A 16,285-nucleotide genomic window follows, 5' to 3' on the forward strand; every position below is an offset into this window, starting at 1 on the left:
CGTTTAAACTAATTTAGGTGCGATAAGCGCTGCCGTAACGACTAAAGCAAAATACAAAACTGAACTTGCTAAAAATACAAGATCTTTTGAAGTGAAGTTTAATGTCTTCAATTTCATTTTTTTCACTCTTGGATCTGTCATTGAATTACGGTAGCCTTTTATTTCTAGTGCTTCTACTGTTGTTCGGCTTCGTTTAGCCATATTCAACATCAAGGGATAGAATGAACGCATGACGATTTTTAATTGATACATAATGAAACGGATTTTACCCATAAAGCCTGTTGAATCAGGTTGTACACCTCTCAATCGATAAGAAAGATTAACACTCTGGAATTCTTCCATAATGATCGGTAAGATTCGGTAACCATAAGAAATACTGAATGCAAACTGATCAGGCAAACCAATCGATAGAAGTCCATTAGATAATTTATCAGGATCCATCCCTGCAAAGGTCGTAATTGAAGCTAATGAGACGACTCCGATTTTCAAAGTCAGCTGGAGCACTGGAATCAATGCAGTCCAATCACCGCCGAATAATAAAATGAATAAAAACAGGAAACCTGTTTCTGACAAAAGACCGATACAAAAGACGAATAAAATAAGCGGTACTGTTCGTGCTAACTTAGTCGTGATAGCTACGAAAATAAATAAACCCGCTAATACCCAATAATTTGTAATGAACCAGGGAACGATCCCGAAGAGCACATACCACATGAATAATGTACGAGGATCTAGTGCGGCAACAAAAGTTTCATCATTCCCGTAAGCATTTTTCAACACTTGATTTTTCAAGGTCGTGATCGTAAATTTATCTAAGAAATTTTCATTCACTTTCATCATGATAAGACCCCTTCTTTCTTCTGTAACTGATCCACGAATTGATCAACTGTGTAGATAGAAGCATCTGGATTCATCGCTTTTGCCAATTTAAAGATTTCTGGTGGATCGATTCCAGCTAACTGAAGTAATGTTTCGTCATGAAAAATTTCTTCTCTTGTACCGTTCCCAATGACTTTTCCTTCATGAAGAACGACAATCCGATTCGCCCACTCTGCTACTAATTGCATATCATGTGTGGCAATAATAGTTGTTTCCAAGCTGTCTTTTAAATCATCAAGTGTCTTTGTAATGCTTTTTCTGGTTGCAATATCCAGATTGGCTGTTGGTTCATCCAACAGCATGATTTGCGGATTCAACGCTACACCGATTGCTAAAGAAGCTCTGCGCATCTGTCCGCCACTGAGTAACCGTCCATCTCTTTCTGCTAGCTCTACTAAATCAAACTGTTCTAACAGAGCCTCCGTTCGTTCTTTGTATCCTTTTATATTTCTTGCTTTCATTGAAAATGCAATATCGCGTTTGATGCTGTCATCGATAAACATATTTTCAGGATTTTGATAAACATAACTGATCGTATCTGAGATCTGTTCTGGTTTTAACCGAATAATATCCTTGCCATCTAACTCGATTTCTCCGCTATCTGGTTTGATCAGTCCTGTCAGTAATTTAAGCAACGTAGATTTACCTGCACCGTTGTTCCCAATCAATGCTACTCTCTCGCCTTTGTTGATTGTAAGATTCAAAGAATCAAAGATAAGTTTTTTATCTCCTTTGATCATATCGTAACTGAGCGAAACGTCTTTTAAATAAATCATCGCATCCGTTTGTTTTGAATGAATAATAGGTATCCTTTTTTCAACAGTCTGGAGTGCATATTCTTTGAAATACTCTTTTCCTTGATCGTGATTGATTGGTAAGAGACTTGCATTCCTTTCAGAATGCTGCGCTAATTGATGCGCTGCTTGTGTAATTTGTGGTGGAAAGATCGAACCCTTCATCAATTCTTCTACCTTAACAAGTGCTTCTTTTACAGGTAATTTCCACTGAATCCGATTATCTTTCATGAAGATAACCGAATCACAATACTTACCAATAAAGTCTGTATGGTGTTCGATTACGACGATTGTCTTACCTAACTCTTTATTGAATCGCTTCAATACATCATACGTTTTGAGTGCATGAAAGGGATCCAGTTGCGCTATGGGTTCATCCAGAACCAGGATATCTGGTCTTAAAGCTGTCATTCCCGCTAATGCCAATAAATGCTTTTGACCACCAGAGAGCTGCCAGATATATTCATCTGATTGTTCTTCTAGCCCCGTTAACTCTAAGGCTTCCATCCCACGTTCAATATAATCTTCCAAACCATTGTTCAAACATGAAAAGGCAGCATCATCCAACACTTTTGGACGAATTAGCTGGTTTTCAAAATCCTGATAGACATAGCCAATCGTATGTGCCAAGTCTGAAACGGTTGAATCCACAGTTTCGACGCCATTTATTTTAAGGGATCCGCTCACATCACCATCGATAAAATGTGGGATGACACCGTTCAACAACTTGCATAGAGTTGATTTACCCGTTCCATTGTTTCCAACGATAGCTACGAATTCTCCATCTTCAATCGTTAAATTGATATTTTCTAGTTGATAATTTTCCTGACTTGGATAATTAAAGTAGAGATTTTTGATTTCAATCAAATTACTCACCTGCACCAATCGTTTTATTTTTTCTGATAACCAGTATAATGCCTACAATCAAAGCTAACGTAATGACAATGCCTGCAAAGACTGCTTCAGGACTTTCAGCCCAACTTGCTTCCCAGTCGATAAAGTTGATTCCTGTTTCTGCCATGAATTCAGTTGTGACAGCTATTAGGAAGAAACCGATTGCCATCAAGATGGCTTTAACGTTTAATACTGCTCCAAATGTGGGTCTATTTTCAGGGGTTCTTGGACGCATGCCCAGTAAGGGTTCAATTTTTTTATATAATCGTGGTACTAAAAATAACGTTGGGAGTACACAGAATAAGATTCCAGAAAAGAGCAAATCATTTACAATTGCAAATCCTTCAGTAAAAAATACTGATTCAGGTAACCCTTGAACAGCCTCAAAATCTTCAATCGCAAACACTACTTTTGTGATGTCAACTAGTCCACCTAAAAATTGGTGAATGAAAATACCAGTAAACGAAGCGATGGCAACTTGGACTTTATTCAGAGGATCATTGACCATCATACCAGCAATATAGATACCTAAAGAGAATAGAACAAATTTTTCAACTTCTCCGACACCACCGAATTGGCCTAACATAATTTCACTAAAGATCACTTCTCCAGTTGCTGCACCTAACGCAGCTGATAATGGATCAAATAAAATCGCCAATGTTAAAGGAATAAAAGCAAAATACTCAACTGATAATTCAACGACACCTAATTGAACAGACGGAATCAATTCAGTGAACAATGTAGCCAGACCGTATAAAGACATAGATAAGACAAAAATCATCATCTTTTGTGATTGCGTAAGTATCGTTCGTTTTCCTTTTAATTGCAAAGTAATTCCTCCAATAGTTTATGTTTTATTTAGTACGTGCACATCTTACCGAACGAATGTAAATTACGCGCAAATTTATAGTAAAAATGTAGTGTTTTTTTCATTGAATTTGTAAAAGAAAATTAATTTTCATTAACAAACTCATTAAAATGAAAGATTGTGCTACAATAAATGATAAGTAACCCTTAAAGGAGGAAAACATGGCTACACATACCTTTACCATTCCTAAGGATTCACTGACCAAAAGTCAGCTTGTAATATTGGAATATATCTACTCGAATATTGAAACGATTCCTTTTTTAAGCATAACAGAGCTTTCTAATGAACTAGGAATTAGCGATGCAACCATCACTCGTTTTTCAAAAAAAGTTGGTTATCCGTCATTTAAAGAAATGAAAATGGCCATTTTTTCTGACATACAAGTCTCTCCTGCTAAAAAACTCCAAAATAGTTTTGAAGAAGGTGACTTGAATGCTAAAGACAATTTACTCATTTTCAAAGAAATTCAGCATTTGATAGAAACCGTCTCTCATCTGGATATGCAAACATTGAATCAGGCGATTCACTTACTGTTAAAAGCTAAAAAAATCTATGTATTTGCCAAAGGTGCTGCTAAAAGTCCTGCTGACTTACTCGTTTTCCGTTTGAATCGCTTTGACTTGGATATCCAGCTTGTTACTGCAAGTGGTTCAGAACTTTTCGAGAAATTAAACAACCTTTCGCAAGAAGATGCCATTGTCCTTTTTGGGTTCGGTTCTGTCCCTAGAGAAATCAAACTGGTAGAAGACTATGGAAAAAAAATCAAAGTTCCTATTCTGTCTTTTGCAGATAGGCATTATAACTCTACTTCTGAAGAAGGTGTTACAACCTTTTTTGTAGCACGAGGCCTACCCGATGACTACCATTCCATGACGTCAGTCGTAGCCCTGATTGATACGCTGATCGTTGAAATGGCGAAACAGATGCCTGAAGAAAAAAAACAGCAACTTGAAAATTTATTTTCACTTAAAGAAGAATACAAGCATACTATTCCAAGATAGTTTTACATTATCGATATCGATAGAATTATCTCTTAATTGCTTAATCTATTTTTGTACTAGAGTAAAACTCATGGTCAAAGTAACATAACAAACTTTTTATTTCGATTTCAAAAAAAATACCCTATTCTATCATTTTTATATGACAGAATAGGGTGGCTTATTTTAATGTACTTATTTTTCTTCTTTTGCTAAGTCTTCTTCAGAATCATAACCTAGATCATCTAGTGTTTCAGCTAATTTATCAGCTGGAATAGTTTGATCTTCTGTTGGTTCCGCCGGTGTACCATGAACATTTCCATGTGCTGATTCTGTTTCATCAGAATAGCCAGTCTTATGTTCTATATCCGTTTTGTCCATGTGGTTCTCTTTCATGTCTTGAGCTTTTTCTACGCCCTTTTCTTTTAATTCTTTTCCTTTTTCCATGCCAGTATCTTTTACATCAGTGAACTTATTTTTTATATCTGTCCGTAATGCTTTCCCAGATTTAGGTGCAAACAATAATCCAGCTAATACGCCTACTAAAGGTAAAATAATTAATTTTGCTAATTCCATTTGTTTTACTTTTTTGGGCATTGCTTTAGTGACTCCCTTAACAAGCATCTTATCTGTCTTCATTTTTGACTTAGCTAACTGATGTGTCGATGGAAGATAATCTTTGGCCATGTCAAATGCGTCGTGTGCATGATCCTTACCCATATTGATTAATTTTGATGTTTTCATTTTATTCGTGCTCCTTTCAATTTTTGTTTCTTTATTTTGTCATTTATCTGTTAAATAGATATCTCTATAAACATCATATAACACAAAAGCCATAGTCCAAAACAAAAGGCATTAAGAATAAAAAAAAATCTCCATTTAACTAGTATACTGCCGAGTTTAATTCATGCTGTTGGCTTTTTACATACTCAGCAGCTTGCTGACCAGCTTGGCGCCCAAAAACAATAATTTCTGCAACCGAGTTTCCGCCAATCCGATTAGTTCCGTGTAATCCTCCAGCCAATTCGCCTGCAGCATACAAACCTTCAATTGGTTGATGTTCTTTATTCAAGACTTCAGCTTGCGTGTTTACTTTAATGCCTCCCATTGTATAGTGAATTCCTGGGGCAATTTTTATGGCATAATAATTTGGCTTAGCTAAGTCATTTTCCATTGCAGTGGTACGATTAAACTCTTTGTCTATCTTATTCGCAACACTTTGATTCCATGTGATAACCGTCGTATGTAATTGATTGCTTGGTAGATTGACTTTCTCTACTAACTCTTCTATGTCTTTACCACTACTAACATATCCTTTTTTTTCATAAAAATCGATTGCTTTTGCTCGGTCACGCACTCCTTGATCAAAAATTAAATAAGCTGATTTTTCTGGTAACTCATTAATGGCTGCAGAAACTTTGTCACGCGTAGTTAACTCATTAACAAAACGATTGCCCTTATGGTTTACTAGGATAGCTCCTTCGCCACGAACGACTTCTCCTATTAAGATTCCTTTATCTTGCTGAACTGTTGGATGGATTTGAATTTGGTCCATATCAATCGCTTGACCGCCTAATTTTTCAATCATTTTGATTCCGTCACCCGTACTGCCTTTATGATTAGTTGTTACATAGTCTTTTAAATCAGGTCTAACTGCTTCAATCATTTCTTTACTTGCTCCAAATCCTCCAGTTGCAACTATAACAGCCTTTCCTGTGAGCATTTTAGGTTCTAATCCTTTTATTTTAATGGTTACTTCATTAACTTTACCGCCATTTTTATTGAGCCTTATCACACGTGCATTTACGAGTATTGGAATGTTTCGTTTGTGGACAGCTTTTAACAATCCTTTAACCAAGTAGCCGCCTATTGCTGAACCTTCAGATGGTCGATGGGTTCTTTTTTGATTCATTCCACCTGTTATAGTTAAATTATCTAATGTCATTCCATTCTCATCCAGCCAATCAATCGCTGCGGCAGAGTGATCGACAAAATAACGCAACAACTCTTTGTCATTCGTACCGTAGCCGCCCGCTAATGTTTCCTCGTAAAAAGCATCATTGCTGTCCTCTATTCCTTCAGCCTCTTGGAATTTAGTAGTTGAAGCATTCATACCGCTTGATGATTTTGCAGTATTCCCTCCAGCGGCCGGCATTTTTTCTATAATGACAGGATTTAAACCGGCATCTTTTGCTTCAATAGCTGCAGCCATTCCTGCACCACTTGCGCCAACAATAATAACATCATACTGATCTTTCAAGTCACTAAATTGAGTATATACCTGTTCTAAAGTTCTTGATTCAACTTCAATTTTCTTAGCAGAATCCTCTTTAATTTCATTAGTTTTTAATCGCTTATTTTTTTCAATTGCTCTGTAAGATATTCCAAAAATAACCGTACAAACCACAAGTGAAACATGCAAAAAAGATTTCTTTTTCATCATTTCCTCCTTAAAATCAACCATACGAATGATCTCTTACACCTATTTTAGTTTAACTTATTTTTCGCGAGAAAAACAGTTGCTAAATTAGTAAACTATTTTAGCAACTGTTTTTTTTGGTTCTTCATTTTCTGGCGTTGATAAGGAAATTTCCTCCGGATTACGGGATAGCTTGCGGAAAGCCATGGGACCATTTTGAGCCGAAGAACGCGTCTCAAAACTTGCAAGCGTCAAATGTTGCAGAACTTTTTTTTCAGTACTCTTACTTTGTAAACTGGATAGCGTTGTCTCCGATATCAAAACGATAGAACGTATGCGCTATTTGATTATTCGTTAAGTAATAGTAAGCCTTGTCTTGAGCTTCTTGTAACGTTGAACCTTGTGCTGCAACAAGAAAAATACGCCCTCCATCAGAAACGAGACTGCCTTTATCTTTCTTCATACCCGCATTATAAATCGTGCAATCCGAATCTGTTGCAGTCAACTGTGGTAACGGGATATCTTTTACCGTATTCTCAGGGTAACCTTCAGCTGCAACAACAACACCCAATGTGTAGCGGTCCGTATGCATTTTGATAACCGGATCTTTTCCATTCAGGATATCATCGATTATTTGTACAAAATCAGAATCCAACTGGTTCAAAATGACTTGGGTTTCAGGATCTCCAAAGCGAGCATTAAACTCGATAACCCTCAGTCCATTTTTCGTCATCATCAATCCAGCATAGATGACCCCTTTGAAAGGACGTGATTCAGCAACCATCGCATTCACAGTTGGTTTTATGACCGTCTCCAAAACTTCTTGAATCACAGCTTGGGAAACTTGCGGAACCGGAGAATAAGCACCCATACCACCCGTATTCGGTCCTTTATCTCCATCATAGGCCCGTTTATGATCTTGGGCAACACCAGCATAATAATAATTTGATCCATTTACAAGCGCAAATAAAGAAAATTCTTCACCCTCGAGGTATTCTTCAATCACGACTTTAGGTTTGCCTGCTGCGTACTTCCCTTTCACTAACATCTCACTTAAAGCATTCGTTGCTTCAGTTAGAGTCATCGCAACGACTACACCTTTTCCGGCTGCTAAACCATCTGCTTTGATGACAATAGGTACGCCACGTTTTTCCACATAAGCTAAAGCCGCGTCATACTCTTCAAATACCTCATACATCGCGGTTGGAATAGCATATTTTTCCATCAATTCTTTTGCAAATTGTTTTGAACATTCTAAGTCTGCTGCTTTTTTACTTGGTCCAAAGACCTTTAATCCAGCTCTATCGAATACATCTACCAGCCCTTCAAATAAAGCTATTTCCGGTCCAATAAACGTCCAAGTAATTTTTTCTGATTTCGCAAAATGAATCAGTGCTTGGTGATCGTTTTCTGCGATATCAACCAATTGGATGCCATCATTTTCCATCCCAATATTTCCTTTAGCACAATAAACAGTTTCCACTAATGGGCTTTCTGCAAATTTTTTTGCGATGGCATGCTCACGGCCGCCACTACCAATAACAAGAAGTTTCATCTATGAAATCCTCCAATTTTTTTATTAGATTAGACATTTTCTGCTGTAGTTCGGATTTGTTCAGTAATGTTTTGCAATCTAGTTGATTTTTAATGTCTAAAGTGACGCACATTTGTTTTTAGCATGGTTATTCCGTATCTATTCGCCATTTCAATAGACTCTTTATCTTTGATGCTTCCACCTGGTTGAATGATTGCCTTGATGCCATGTTGTGCTGCGTATTCCACACTATCATTCATAGGAAAGAAAGCATCACTAGCCAGTACAGCACCTTCTATAGCATTACTTGCTTCAGCCTGCTCGATTGCAATCTTTACGGCTCCGATGCGGTTCATTTGACCAGCCCCAATTCCAACGGTCTGTTCGCTAGTTGCTAGAACGATAGCATTGCTCTTAACATGTTTAACTATTTTCCATGCAAAGTCCATAGCATTCATTTCGTCTTCGGTTGGTTTACGGTCTGTCAGTACTTCCCAGTTAACTGCTGTATCTTCAGCACTGATATCTTGTGTTTGTTCTAATATACCGCCCAACACAGAAACAACTTCTTTGCCGCCTACTTTTGCAGTTGAAAAATCCAAGGTCATAATCCGAATATTTTTTTTCTTCGATAAAATAGCTAATGCTTCTTTTGTATAACTTGGCGCGAGAACGATTTCTAAGAACATACTGTTCAGCTTTTCTGCTGTCACAGTATCCAATTGGCGGTTAGCAACTACGATTCCTCCAAAAATTGAGACTGGATCAGCTGCGTAACAGCGATCAAAAGCCTCTTCAATCGTTTCAGCAATGCCCACTCCACATGGATTCATGTGCTTGACAGCAACTACTGCCGGTTCATCAAATTCACGTATGATACGAATAGCAGCGTCTGCGTCTTTAATGTTATTGTATGACAATTCTTTTCCATGTAATTGAATCGCATTTGCAATCGAGAATGGGACAATAAGCGACTCTTGATAGAAGGTAGCGACTTGATGTCCATTTTCACCATAGCGTAGTTTTTGTTTCAAATCATAGGTCAACGTTAATTTTTCAGGTTCTTCTTCGCCAACATTAGTGGTCAAATAGTGCGCAATCAAGGCATCATAACTTGCGGTGTGGCGGAAGACTTTTGCAGCTAAAGCTTGGCGTGTTTTACTCGTTGTTGCTCCTTTTTCTTCCAACTCACTGATGACCTTACTATAATCAGCTGGATCCGTTAAAACAGTCACGCTTGCATAGTTTTTAGCCGCACTACGCAACATACTTGGACCACCAATATCAATATTTTCAATGGCTTCTTCTAAAGCAACATCCTTTTTACTGATCGTTTCTTTGAATGGATAAAGATTTACCACTACAAAATCAATCGGTATGATGTTGTGCTTTTCCATTGCTGACATATGTTCAGGTAAATCACGTCTTCCCAATAAGCCCCCATGAATAAGAGGATGTAAGGTTTTGACACGACCATCCATCATTTCCGGAAATCCAGTCACGTCTTCAACAGAAATGGTCAAGATACCTGCATCTTCTAATACTTTTTTGGTTCCACCAGTTGAAATAATTTCAATACCCTTCGCCACTAAGGCTTGTGCGAATGGTACAATACCTGCTTTATCTGAAACGCTGATCAATGCTCTTGTCACTTTATGCCACTCCTCAATTTTTATTCACTCTTTTTAAAGGTTTTATTTTCAATCACTTTTTGAATGACCTGCGGAAAAAGACGGTGCTCTACTTGATGTATTCTGTCCTCCAGAGAGTCTAGTGTATCTTCAGGTAAAATAATTACCTTCTCTTGTGCGATAATTGGTCCAGTGTCTACCCCTGCATCAACAACGTGCACCGTCACACCAGTTTCCTTCTCATTTGCATCAAATGCGTCTTGAATGCTGCTTTTGCCAGGAAAAGATGGCAATAAAGACGGATGGATATTCAAAATACGATTTGCATATGCCCTTAGCAAGGTCGGTCCAATAATTCTCATATATCCTGCCAATACAATCAAATCCACCGCATGTAGTTCAAGCTGATTCAATAGTTCACGCTCATAAGCTGCTCGATTCTCATAGTTTCTCGGACTGAACACCTTAAAAGGAACACCTAATTTTTTTGCACGCTCTATAACATAGGCTTTCGGATTGTCGCAAAACAAGAAGCAAATAGTTGCATCGACTTGTTTTGAGGCAATCGCCTCTGCTATCGCTTGGAAATTAGAACCATTTCCTGAAGCATATACGGCTATTCTCATAGTTGCTTCTCTTTCAAAATGACTTTTCCCTCTGATTCCTTTGAAACTACCGAACCAATCACATATCCTTTTTCATTGTTCTCTTCAAGGATGCCTAATACTTCAGATACTTTTTCAGGAGCAACCGAAAGAACCATGCCGATTCCCATGTTGAATATTTCATACATATCAGCTTCTGGAATTTCACCAATTGTTTTCATCGTTTGAAAGATTGGCAACACTGGCCAGCTCCCTAACTGAATCTGAGCTTGCACGTTCTCAGGAAGCATCCGCGGAATATTCTCAATGAATCCACCCCCTGTGATATGGGCAACACTATGAAGCAAGTGTTTTTTTATCAATGGCAGTAAAGCATTCACGTAAATTTTTGTTGGCGTCAATAAAACATCGCCCAACTCTTGATTAGTTAATCCTGGCACTTTATCCGTTAATGTATACGCATGATCTTTAAAGAAAATTTTTCGTACTAATGAATAACCATTTGAATGGATTCCCGATGAAGGTAACCCAATTAAAACGTCTCCTTCTTTGACTAACGCAGCAGATAATAAAGCATCCTTTTCAGCAATACCAACCGTAAATCCAGCCAAATCAAAGTCTTCCGGATTATACATATCCGGCATTTCAGCTGTTTCACCACCAATCAAAGCCGCTCCCGATTGGACACACCCGTCTGCTACACCAGCTACAATTTGCTCGATTTTTTCAGGATGATTTTTCCCAACTGCAATATAATCTAAGAAGTAAAGGGGTTCTGCACCCTGCGCTACAATATCATTGACACACATCGCGACACAATCGATTCCAATTGTGTCCCATTTTCCAGATTCAATGGCCAACAGTAGTTTTGTCCCAACACCATCCGTCCCAGATATAAGAACGGGCTTTTTATAGTTGAGTTCGCCAAGATCAAAATGACCACCGAATCCACCGATTTCACCAAAAACACCCGGTCGTTTCGTACGGTTAACATGTTTTTTGATGCGTTCGACTGTTTCATAACCTGCTGTGACATCTACACCCGCTTTCGCATAGGCATTTCCCATTATTACACTCCTCTAAGATTTTCTTTTTGAATTTCAGTCATATTCTTTAGATAGTCTTCTTCATAGTCGTACAGACCTGCTGGATAATCTCCATTGAAGCTGTCCATGCATAATCCTGAATAAGGACTATCAAATTTCAATCCAATTGAATCAATTAAGCCTTTTTGGCTGAGAAATGACAAACTGTCTGCTCCGATATAATCACTTATTTCAGGAATTGTCATTCTTGCAGCTATCAATTCCGCTGACTTGGTGATATCAATCCCGTAAAAGCTTGGAAATATCAAAGGGGGAGAAGCAATCCGAACATGGACCTCTTTCGCTCCGGCTTCTTTCAATAACATGACAATTCGTTTGCTGGTTGTGCCTCGGACGATTGAGTCATCTACCATGACAACAACTTTTCCTTGCACGACTCCTTTGACGGCGGATAATTTCATTTTCGCACCCAATTCGCGCAGTTCTTGTGTCGGTTGAATAAACGTACGCCCTACGTATTGATTCTTAATAAGCCCCATTTCATAAGGGATACCACTCTCTTCAGCATAACCGCTAGCTGCGGATATTGATGAATTAGGAACACCAATAACGATATCGCCATTTACCATAGGAGATTCCAGCGCCAACCGTTTTCCCATTCTTTTGCGTGCCGTATGTACATTCACACCGGCTATGTTCGAATCTGGTCGAGCAAAATAGATATACTCCATTGCCGCGATAGAAATACTAGTATTTTCTGTGTATTTTTCAATCGTTAAGCCAGTGCTGTCAATAATTGCCAATTCTCCGGCATTAACATTACGGACAAACTCTGCGCCAATTGTATCGATCGCACACGTTTCACTTGCCATCACATAGGCACCATTTGGCAATTGTCCAATCACCAGTGGGCGTAAAGAGTTCGCATCAACGGCACCGAACATCTTTTCTTCTGTCATGAGGACATAAGTAAACCCACCTTTAACAAGGTTCAGGCTTTCCTTTATTTTATCGATCAATGTGTCTTTCTGGCTACGTCTAATGAGATGGATCAACACTTCCGTATCTGATGTCGAATGGAAAATTGCTCCATCTTCTTCCAGCTTACGTCGCAAGCTCTGGGCATTCACCAAGTTTCCATTGTGACAAATCGCGATATCTAAATTATAGAAATGATACAAGAAAGGTTGTACGTTTTCGATGCTGTTCTGGCCAGATGTAGAATAGCGCACGTGTCCGATAGCACGATCTCCTGACAATCGTTTAAGGTCGTCTCCATTTTTAAAGACTTCACTAATCAACCCAAGATTGCGATGAACCAATAGTTTCCCATTATCACAAGAAACGATTCCAGCACCTTCTTGTCCGCGATGCTGCAAACTATGCAATCCAAAATAAGTCAGTTGGCTAGCACTTGGATCACCCCAAATGCCAAATACCCCGCACTCTTCATTTAAGCTTTTTGTTTCAGCAAACATGGGATAGCCTCCTGCCATTTCATTTCTACTTCTTTTATAGCTAACGTAATTGTTTCATTTTCAGTAGTAATTTTCGCTAATCCGTTACTTTTCACTGTCCCAATTTCTGTTGCAGTCGATTTGGCTAGCGCTTTAAATGCAAGGACATTTTCAGGCTTCACTGTTAAAATAAAACGCGATTGGGTTTCACTGAATAACCATTTTTTATCCATCGCAACTGTTACATCAAATCCCAATGCCGTATCGAAGACGCTCTCCATTAAACCGACAGCCAATCCACCTTCTGCTAAATCATGAGCACTTTCTATCAATCCAGCTTGAATAGCTTTCAAAACAGTGTCTTGATTTTCTTTTTCAGTCGCTAAGTCGAAGTCCATTAATTTTCCTTCGATTTTGCCTAGTTCTAATTTTTGTAATTCGGAACCATTGAAATCCGCTTTTGTATCGCCAATAATAAAAATTCGATCATTGGCATTTTTGAATGCTTGGGTTGTGATATGCTTATTGTCTTCGATCAGACCGACCATGCCGATCAATGGTGTCGGATAAATAGCTTCACCATCCATTTCATTGTAGAGCGATACGTTACCCGAAATCACTGGAGTACCCAATAAACGACAAGCTTCTGATATGCCATCTGCAGAAGTGCTCAATTCCCAGAAAATTTCTGGTTTGTCAGGATTCCCGTAATTCAGACAATCTGTGATAGCCAACGGTTTTCCTCCACTAGCCACGATATTGCGAGCAGCCTCTGATACTGCCATCTGTCCACCGATTTCAGGATTTAGATAAATATAACGGCTATTACAATCAGTCGTCATCGCGATTGCTTTTTCAGTTCCACGTATGCGAATAACGGCAGCATCACTTCCTGGTCCCACAACTGTGCTCGTACGAACCATCGAATCATAGGTTTGATAAATGTTTTTCTTTGAAGCAAGCGTTGGTTGTTGCAACAACTTGACCAGCGTTTCCGAAGCTGACGTGAAAGTTGGCTGGTAGTCAGCCATTGCAGCAAACAATGCAATGCGTTCAGGCTCTTTCATTGGTTTAATGTACTCTGGTGCATCCTCCGCTAACGCATCAACTGGTACATTAGCCACTTCTTTTCCATCATGAAATAGACGGTACAAACCATCATCTGTGACTTCTCCGATAGCGACAGCTGCTAATTCATATTTTTCAAACAACTCAATAATTCGTTGTTCTTCACCTTTCTTGATACACAACAACATACGCTCTTGCGATTCAGAAAGCATGATTTCATAAGGAGTCATATGCGTTTCGCGTTGTGGAACATCATCTAGATTCAAAATCAACCCACTTCCCGCTTTTGAAGCCATTTCAGCACTGGAGGAAACCAACCCTGCAGCTCCCATATCCTGAATTCCAATCAATGCATCAGAATAATCATAAATGCATTCTAAACAAGCTTCCATCAATAGTTTTTCCATAAATGGATCTCCTACTTGAACAGCAGAACGTTGCGCTTCTTCTTCTTCTTTGAATTCAACAGATGCAAACGTCGCTCCATGAATACCATCACGTCCCGTTTTTGCGCCCACATACATAACCGTGTTTCCTATTCCTTTAGCTTGCCCTTTTTGGATATCTTTTTGGTCGATCAAGCCGACACACATCACATTCACCAAAGGGTTTCCTTTGTAACAAGGATCAAAAACTGTTTCTCCACCAACCGTTGGAATACCGATACAATTCCCGTAACCACTAACTCCAGCTACTACCTCTTCGAAAATGTATTTTGTGCGTTCGTTGTCTAACTCGCCGAAACGCAGAGAGTCAAGAATCGCGATTGGGCGAGCTCCCATACTAAAAATGTCGCGAATAATGCCTCCAACACCAGTCGCTGCTCCTTCATATGGCTCAACTGCAGATGGATGATTATGACTTTCCACCTTAAAGACCACCGCTTGGCCATCACCAATATCAACAATACCCGCACCTTCACCAGGGCCTTGCAACACTTGTGTCCCTGAAGTAGGAAATTTACGCAAAATCGCTTTTGAGTTCTTATAAGAGCAATGTTCGCTCCACATTACAGAGAACAGACCCGTCTCAGTGTAGTTCGGTAAACGATGCAAAATATCCTCATTGATGAGTGCGTACTCTTCTTCGGTCAATCCCCATTCACGATAGACTGCCATCTCTTTTATTTGTTCGGGTGTTGGTTCCAAAAAAACCATTATTGGCACAGCTCCTTCTGATAGTTTTTATACATAGACTGGAATAATTTTAATCCATCATCTGAACCCAGTAATGCTTCAACAGCGCGTTCAGGATGAGGCATCATACCCAGTACATTTCCTCGCTGATTGATAATGCCCGCTATATTTTCAATGCTTCCATTTGGGTTATCGTTCGCATACGTAAAAACAATTTGATGATTGTCCTTCAATTGCTGCAATGTTTCTTTATCACAATAGTAATTTCCTTCTCCATGTGCGATAGGTACCGTAATGGTTTCTCCTTTTTCATAACTCGATGTAAATGATGTATGTGTATTTTCTACTCTTAGATGTTGCTGCTTAGAAATGAATTTTAGTGAATCATTGCGGCGTAACGCTCCCGGTAATAAACCCGCTTCTGTCAAAATTTGAAATCCATTACACGCTCCAAAAACTGGCTTTCCTTCTTCAGCAAACCGAATCACTTCAGCCATAATAGCGGAAAATCGGGCAATAGATCCTGTGCGCAAGTAATCGCCATAAGAGAATCCTCCTGGGAGTAACACTGCATCGAACCCTTCCAAGCTGCTCTCATAGTGCTGAACATATTCCGCGTCTACCCCAAGACTATCTTTTACAGCTGTATACATGTCTAAGTCGCAATTGGATCCAGGAAAAACAATGATGGCAAATTTCATTACATTTCAACCTCCTGAATATCATAACGGTATGTTTCCATTACTACATTTGCTAAAAGTTTGTCACAGATTTCTTCAATTACGTGCTCGATATCTTTTTCAGTTTTAGAAACTTGAATTTCAAAGTACTTTCCAATCCGGATATTTTCGATTGACTCATATCCCATGCGATGAACTGCACCTTTGACTGCCTCCCCTTGTGGATCTAGAACGGAGTCTTTATAAGTGACATAAACGGTTACCTTATACACGATTGAAACGCCTCACTTTTCTTTT

At 38.9% G+C, this 16,285-nt stretch carries 14 protein-coding genes; 1 reads left to right on the forward strand and 13 read right to left on the reverse strand.

The window, feature by feature from the left end; genetic code table 11:
* Window positions 1–3 precede the first annotated feature (3 nt).
* The 3 genes from BLT48_RS08060 to BLT48_RS08070 are packed head-to-tail and all read right to left on the reverse strand — an operon-like array spanning window position 4 to window position 3,396.
* Window positions 4–840, reverse strand: a complete 837-nt coding sequence (locus BLT48_RS08060) for an energy-coupling factor transporter transmembrane component T family protein (RefSeq protein ID WP_218123366.1) — start codon at window positions 838–840, stop codon at window positions 4–6.
* Complete coding sequence (locus BLT48_RS08065; RefSeq protein WP_218123367.1) at window positions 837–2,540, reverse strand: ABC transporter ATP-binding protein; 1,704 nt, start codon at window positions 2,538–2,540, stop codon at window positions 837–839. Before BLT48_RS08065 ends, BLT48_RS08060 begins: the two co-directional genes overlap by 4 nt.
* A gap of 1 nt (window position 2,541) precedes the next feature.
* Complete coding sequence (locus tag BLT48_RS08070) at window positions 2,542–3,396, reverse strand: DUF8171 family membrane protein (RefSeq protein ID WP_035020676.1); 855 nt, start codon at window positions 3,394–3,396, stop codon at window positions 2,542–2,544.
* A gap of 200 nt (window positions 3,397–3,596) precedes the next feature.
* On the opposite strand from BLT48_RS08070, the gene BLT48_RS08075 reads away from it, so the two are divergent.
* The gene (locus tag BLT48_RS08075; protein WP_089977095.1) at window positions 3,597–4,436 is read left to right on the forward strand and encodes a MurR/RpiR family transcriptional regulator; all 840 of its coding nucleotides are present in this window, start codon (window positions 3,597–3,599) and stop codon (window positions 4,434–4,436) included.
* Window positions 4,437–4,607: 171 nt separating this feature from the next.
* On the opposite strand, the gene BLT48_RS08080 is transcribed toward BLT48_RS08075, so the two are convergent.
* From BLT48_RS08080 to purS, 10 genes are all read right to left on the reverse strand, one after another.
* Window positions 4,608–5,156, reverse strand: coding sequence for a YtxH domain-containing protein (locus BLT48_RS08080; RefSeq protein WP_035020681.1), 549 nt, complete (start codon window positions 5,154–5,156; stop codon window positions 4,608–4,610).
* A gap of 139 nt (window positions 5,157–5,295) precedes the next feature.
* Window positions 5,296–6,852 (reverse strand): flavocytochrome c, encoded by a 1,557-nt coding sequence (locus BLT48_RS08085; RefSeq protein ID WP_035020682.1) that lies wholly within the window; start codon window positions 6,850–6,852, stop codon window positions 5,296–5,298.
* 262 nt (window positions 6,853–7,114) lie between these two features.
* On the reverse strand, window positions 7,115–8,386 hold the full coding sequence (gene purD / locus BLT48_RS08090) for a phosphoribosylamine--glycine ligase (protein ID WP_089977099.1): 1,272 nt from the start codon (window positions 8,384–8,386) through the stop codon (window positions 7,115–7,117).
* 89 nt (window positions 8,387–8,475) lie between these two features.
* Window positions 8,476–10,017 carry a bifunctional phosphoribosylaminoimidazolecarboxamide formyltransferase/IMP cyclohydrolase gene (gene purH / locus BLT48_RS08095; protein ID WP_089977102.1) on the reverse strand — a complete coding sequence of 514 codons (1,542 nt, stop codon included), beginning with the start codon at window positions 10,015–10,017 and terminating at the stop codon, window positions 8,476–8,478.
* 20 nt (window positions 10,018–10,037) lie between these two features.
* Complete coding sequence (purN, locus tag BLT48_RS08100) at window positions 10,038–10,622, reverse strand: phosphoribosylglycinamide formyltransferase (RefSeq protein ID WP_089977105.1); 585 nt, start codon at window positions 10,620–10,622, stop codon at window positions 10,038–10,040.
* Window positions 10,619–11,668 carry a phosphoribosylformylglycinamidine cyclo-ligase gene (gene purM, locus BLT48_RS08105; protein ID WP_089977108.1) on the reverse strand — a complete coding sequence of 350 codons (1,050 nt, stop codon included), beginning with the start codon at window positions 11,666–11,668 and terminating at the stop codon, window positions 10,619–10,621. The genes purN and purM overlap by 4 nt, the downstream gene beginning before the upstream one ends.
* A gap of 2 nt (window positions 11,669–11,670) precedes the next feature.
* The gene (gene purF, locus BLT48_RS08110) at window positions 11,671–13,125 is read right to left on the reverse strand and encodes an amidophosphoribosyltransferase (RefSeq protein WP_035020692.1); all 1,455 of its coding nucleotides are present in this window, start codon (window positions 13,123–13,125) and stop codon (window positions 11,671–11,673) included.
* Window positions 13,101–15,329 (reverse strand): phosphoribosylformylglycinamidine synthase subunit PurL, encoded by a 2,229-nt coding sequence (gene purL, locus BLT48_RS08115; RefSeq protein ID WP_035020694.1) that lies wholly within the window; start codon window positions 15,327–15,329, stop codon window positions 13,101–13,103. The genes purF and purL overlap by 25 nt, the downstream gene beginning before the upstream one ends.
* A complete protein-coding gene (gene purQ / locus BLT48_RS08120) occupies window positions 15,329–16,009 on the reverse strand; it encodes a phosphoribosylformylglycinamidine synthase subunit PurQ (RefSeq protein ID WP_089977112.1) in 681 nt (226 codons plus the stop codon). The genes purL and purQ overlap by 1 nt, the downstream gene beginning before the upstream one ends.
* On the reverse strand, window positions 16,009–16,263 hold the full coding sequence (gene purS, locus BLT48_RS08125; protein ID WP_176944158.1) for a phosphoribosylformylglycinamidine synthase subunit PurS: 255 nt from the start codon (window positions 16,261–16,263) through the stop codon (window positions 16,009–16,011). Before purS ends, purQ begins: the two co-directional genes overlap by 1 nt.
* Window positions 16,264–16,285: the final 22 nt, after the last annotated feature.

Source organism: Carnobacterium viridans, assembly GCF_900102725.1.
Taxonomy (GTDB): domain Bacteria; phylum Bacillota; class Bacilli; order Lactobacillales; family Carnobacteriaceae; genus Carnobacterium_B; species Carnobacterium_B viridans.

Excerpts from the sequence above, each read along its gene's own strand:
- BLT48_RS08060 (WP_218123366.1), bottom strand. The coding sequence starts at position 840 with ATGATGAAAGTGAATGAAAATTTCTTAGATAAATTTACGATCACGACC.
- BLT48_RS08075 (WP_089977095.1), top strand. The coding sequence starts at position 3,597 with ATGGCTACACATACCTTTACCATTCCTAAGGATTCACTGACCAAAAGT.
- BLT48_RS08080 (WP_035020681.1), bottom strand. The coding sequence starts at position 5,156 with ATGAAAACATCAAAATTAATCAATATGGGTAAGGATCATGCACACGAC.
- BLT48_RS08085 (WP_035020682.1), bottom strand. The coding sequence starts at position 6,852 with ATGAAAAAGAAATCTTTTTTGCATGTTTCACTTGTGGTTTGTACGGTT.
- purD (WP_089977099.1), bottom strand. The coding sequence starts at position 8,386 with ATGAAACTTCTTGTTATTGGTAGTGGCGGCCGTGAGCATGCCATCGCA.
- purN (WP_089977105.1), bottom strand. The coding sequence starts at position 10,622 with ATGAGAATAGCCGTATATGCTTCAGGAAATGGTTCTAATTTCCAAGCG.
- purM (WP_089977108.1), bottom strand. The coding sequence starts at position 11,668 with ATGGGAAATGCCTATGCGAAAGCGGGTGTAGATGTCACAGCAGGTTAT.
- purF (WP_035020692.1), bottom strand. The coding sequence starts at position 13,125 with ATGTTTGCTGAAACAAAAAGCTTAAATGAAGAGTGCGGGGTATTTGGC.
- purL (WP_035020694.1), bottom strand. The coding sequence starts at position 15,329 with ATGGTTTTTTTGGAACCAACACCCGAACAAATAAAAGAGATGGCAGTC.
- purQ (WP_089977112.1), bottom strand. The coding sequence starts at position 16,009 with ATGAAATTTGCCATCATTGTTTTTCCTGGATCCAATTGCGACTTAGAC.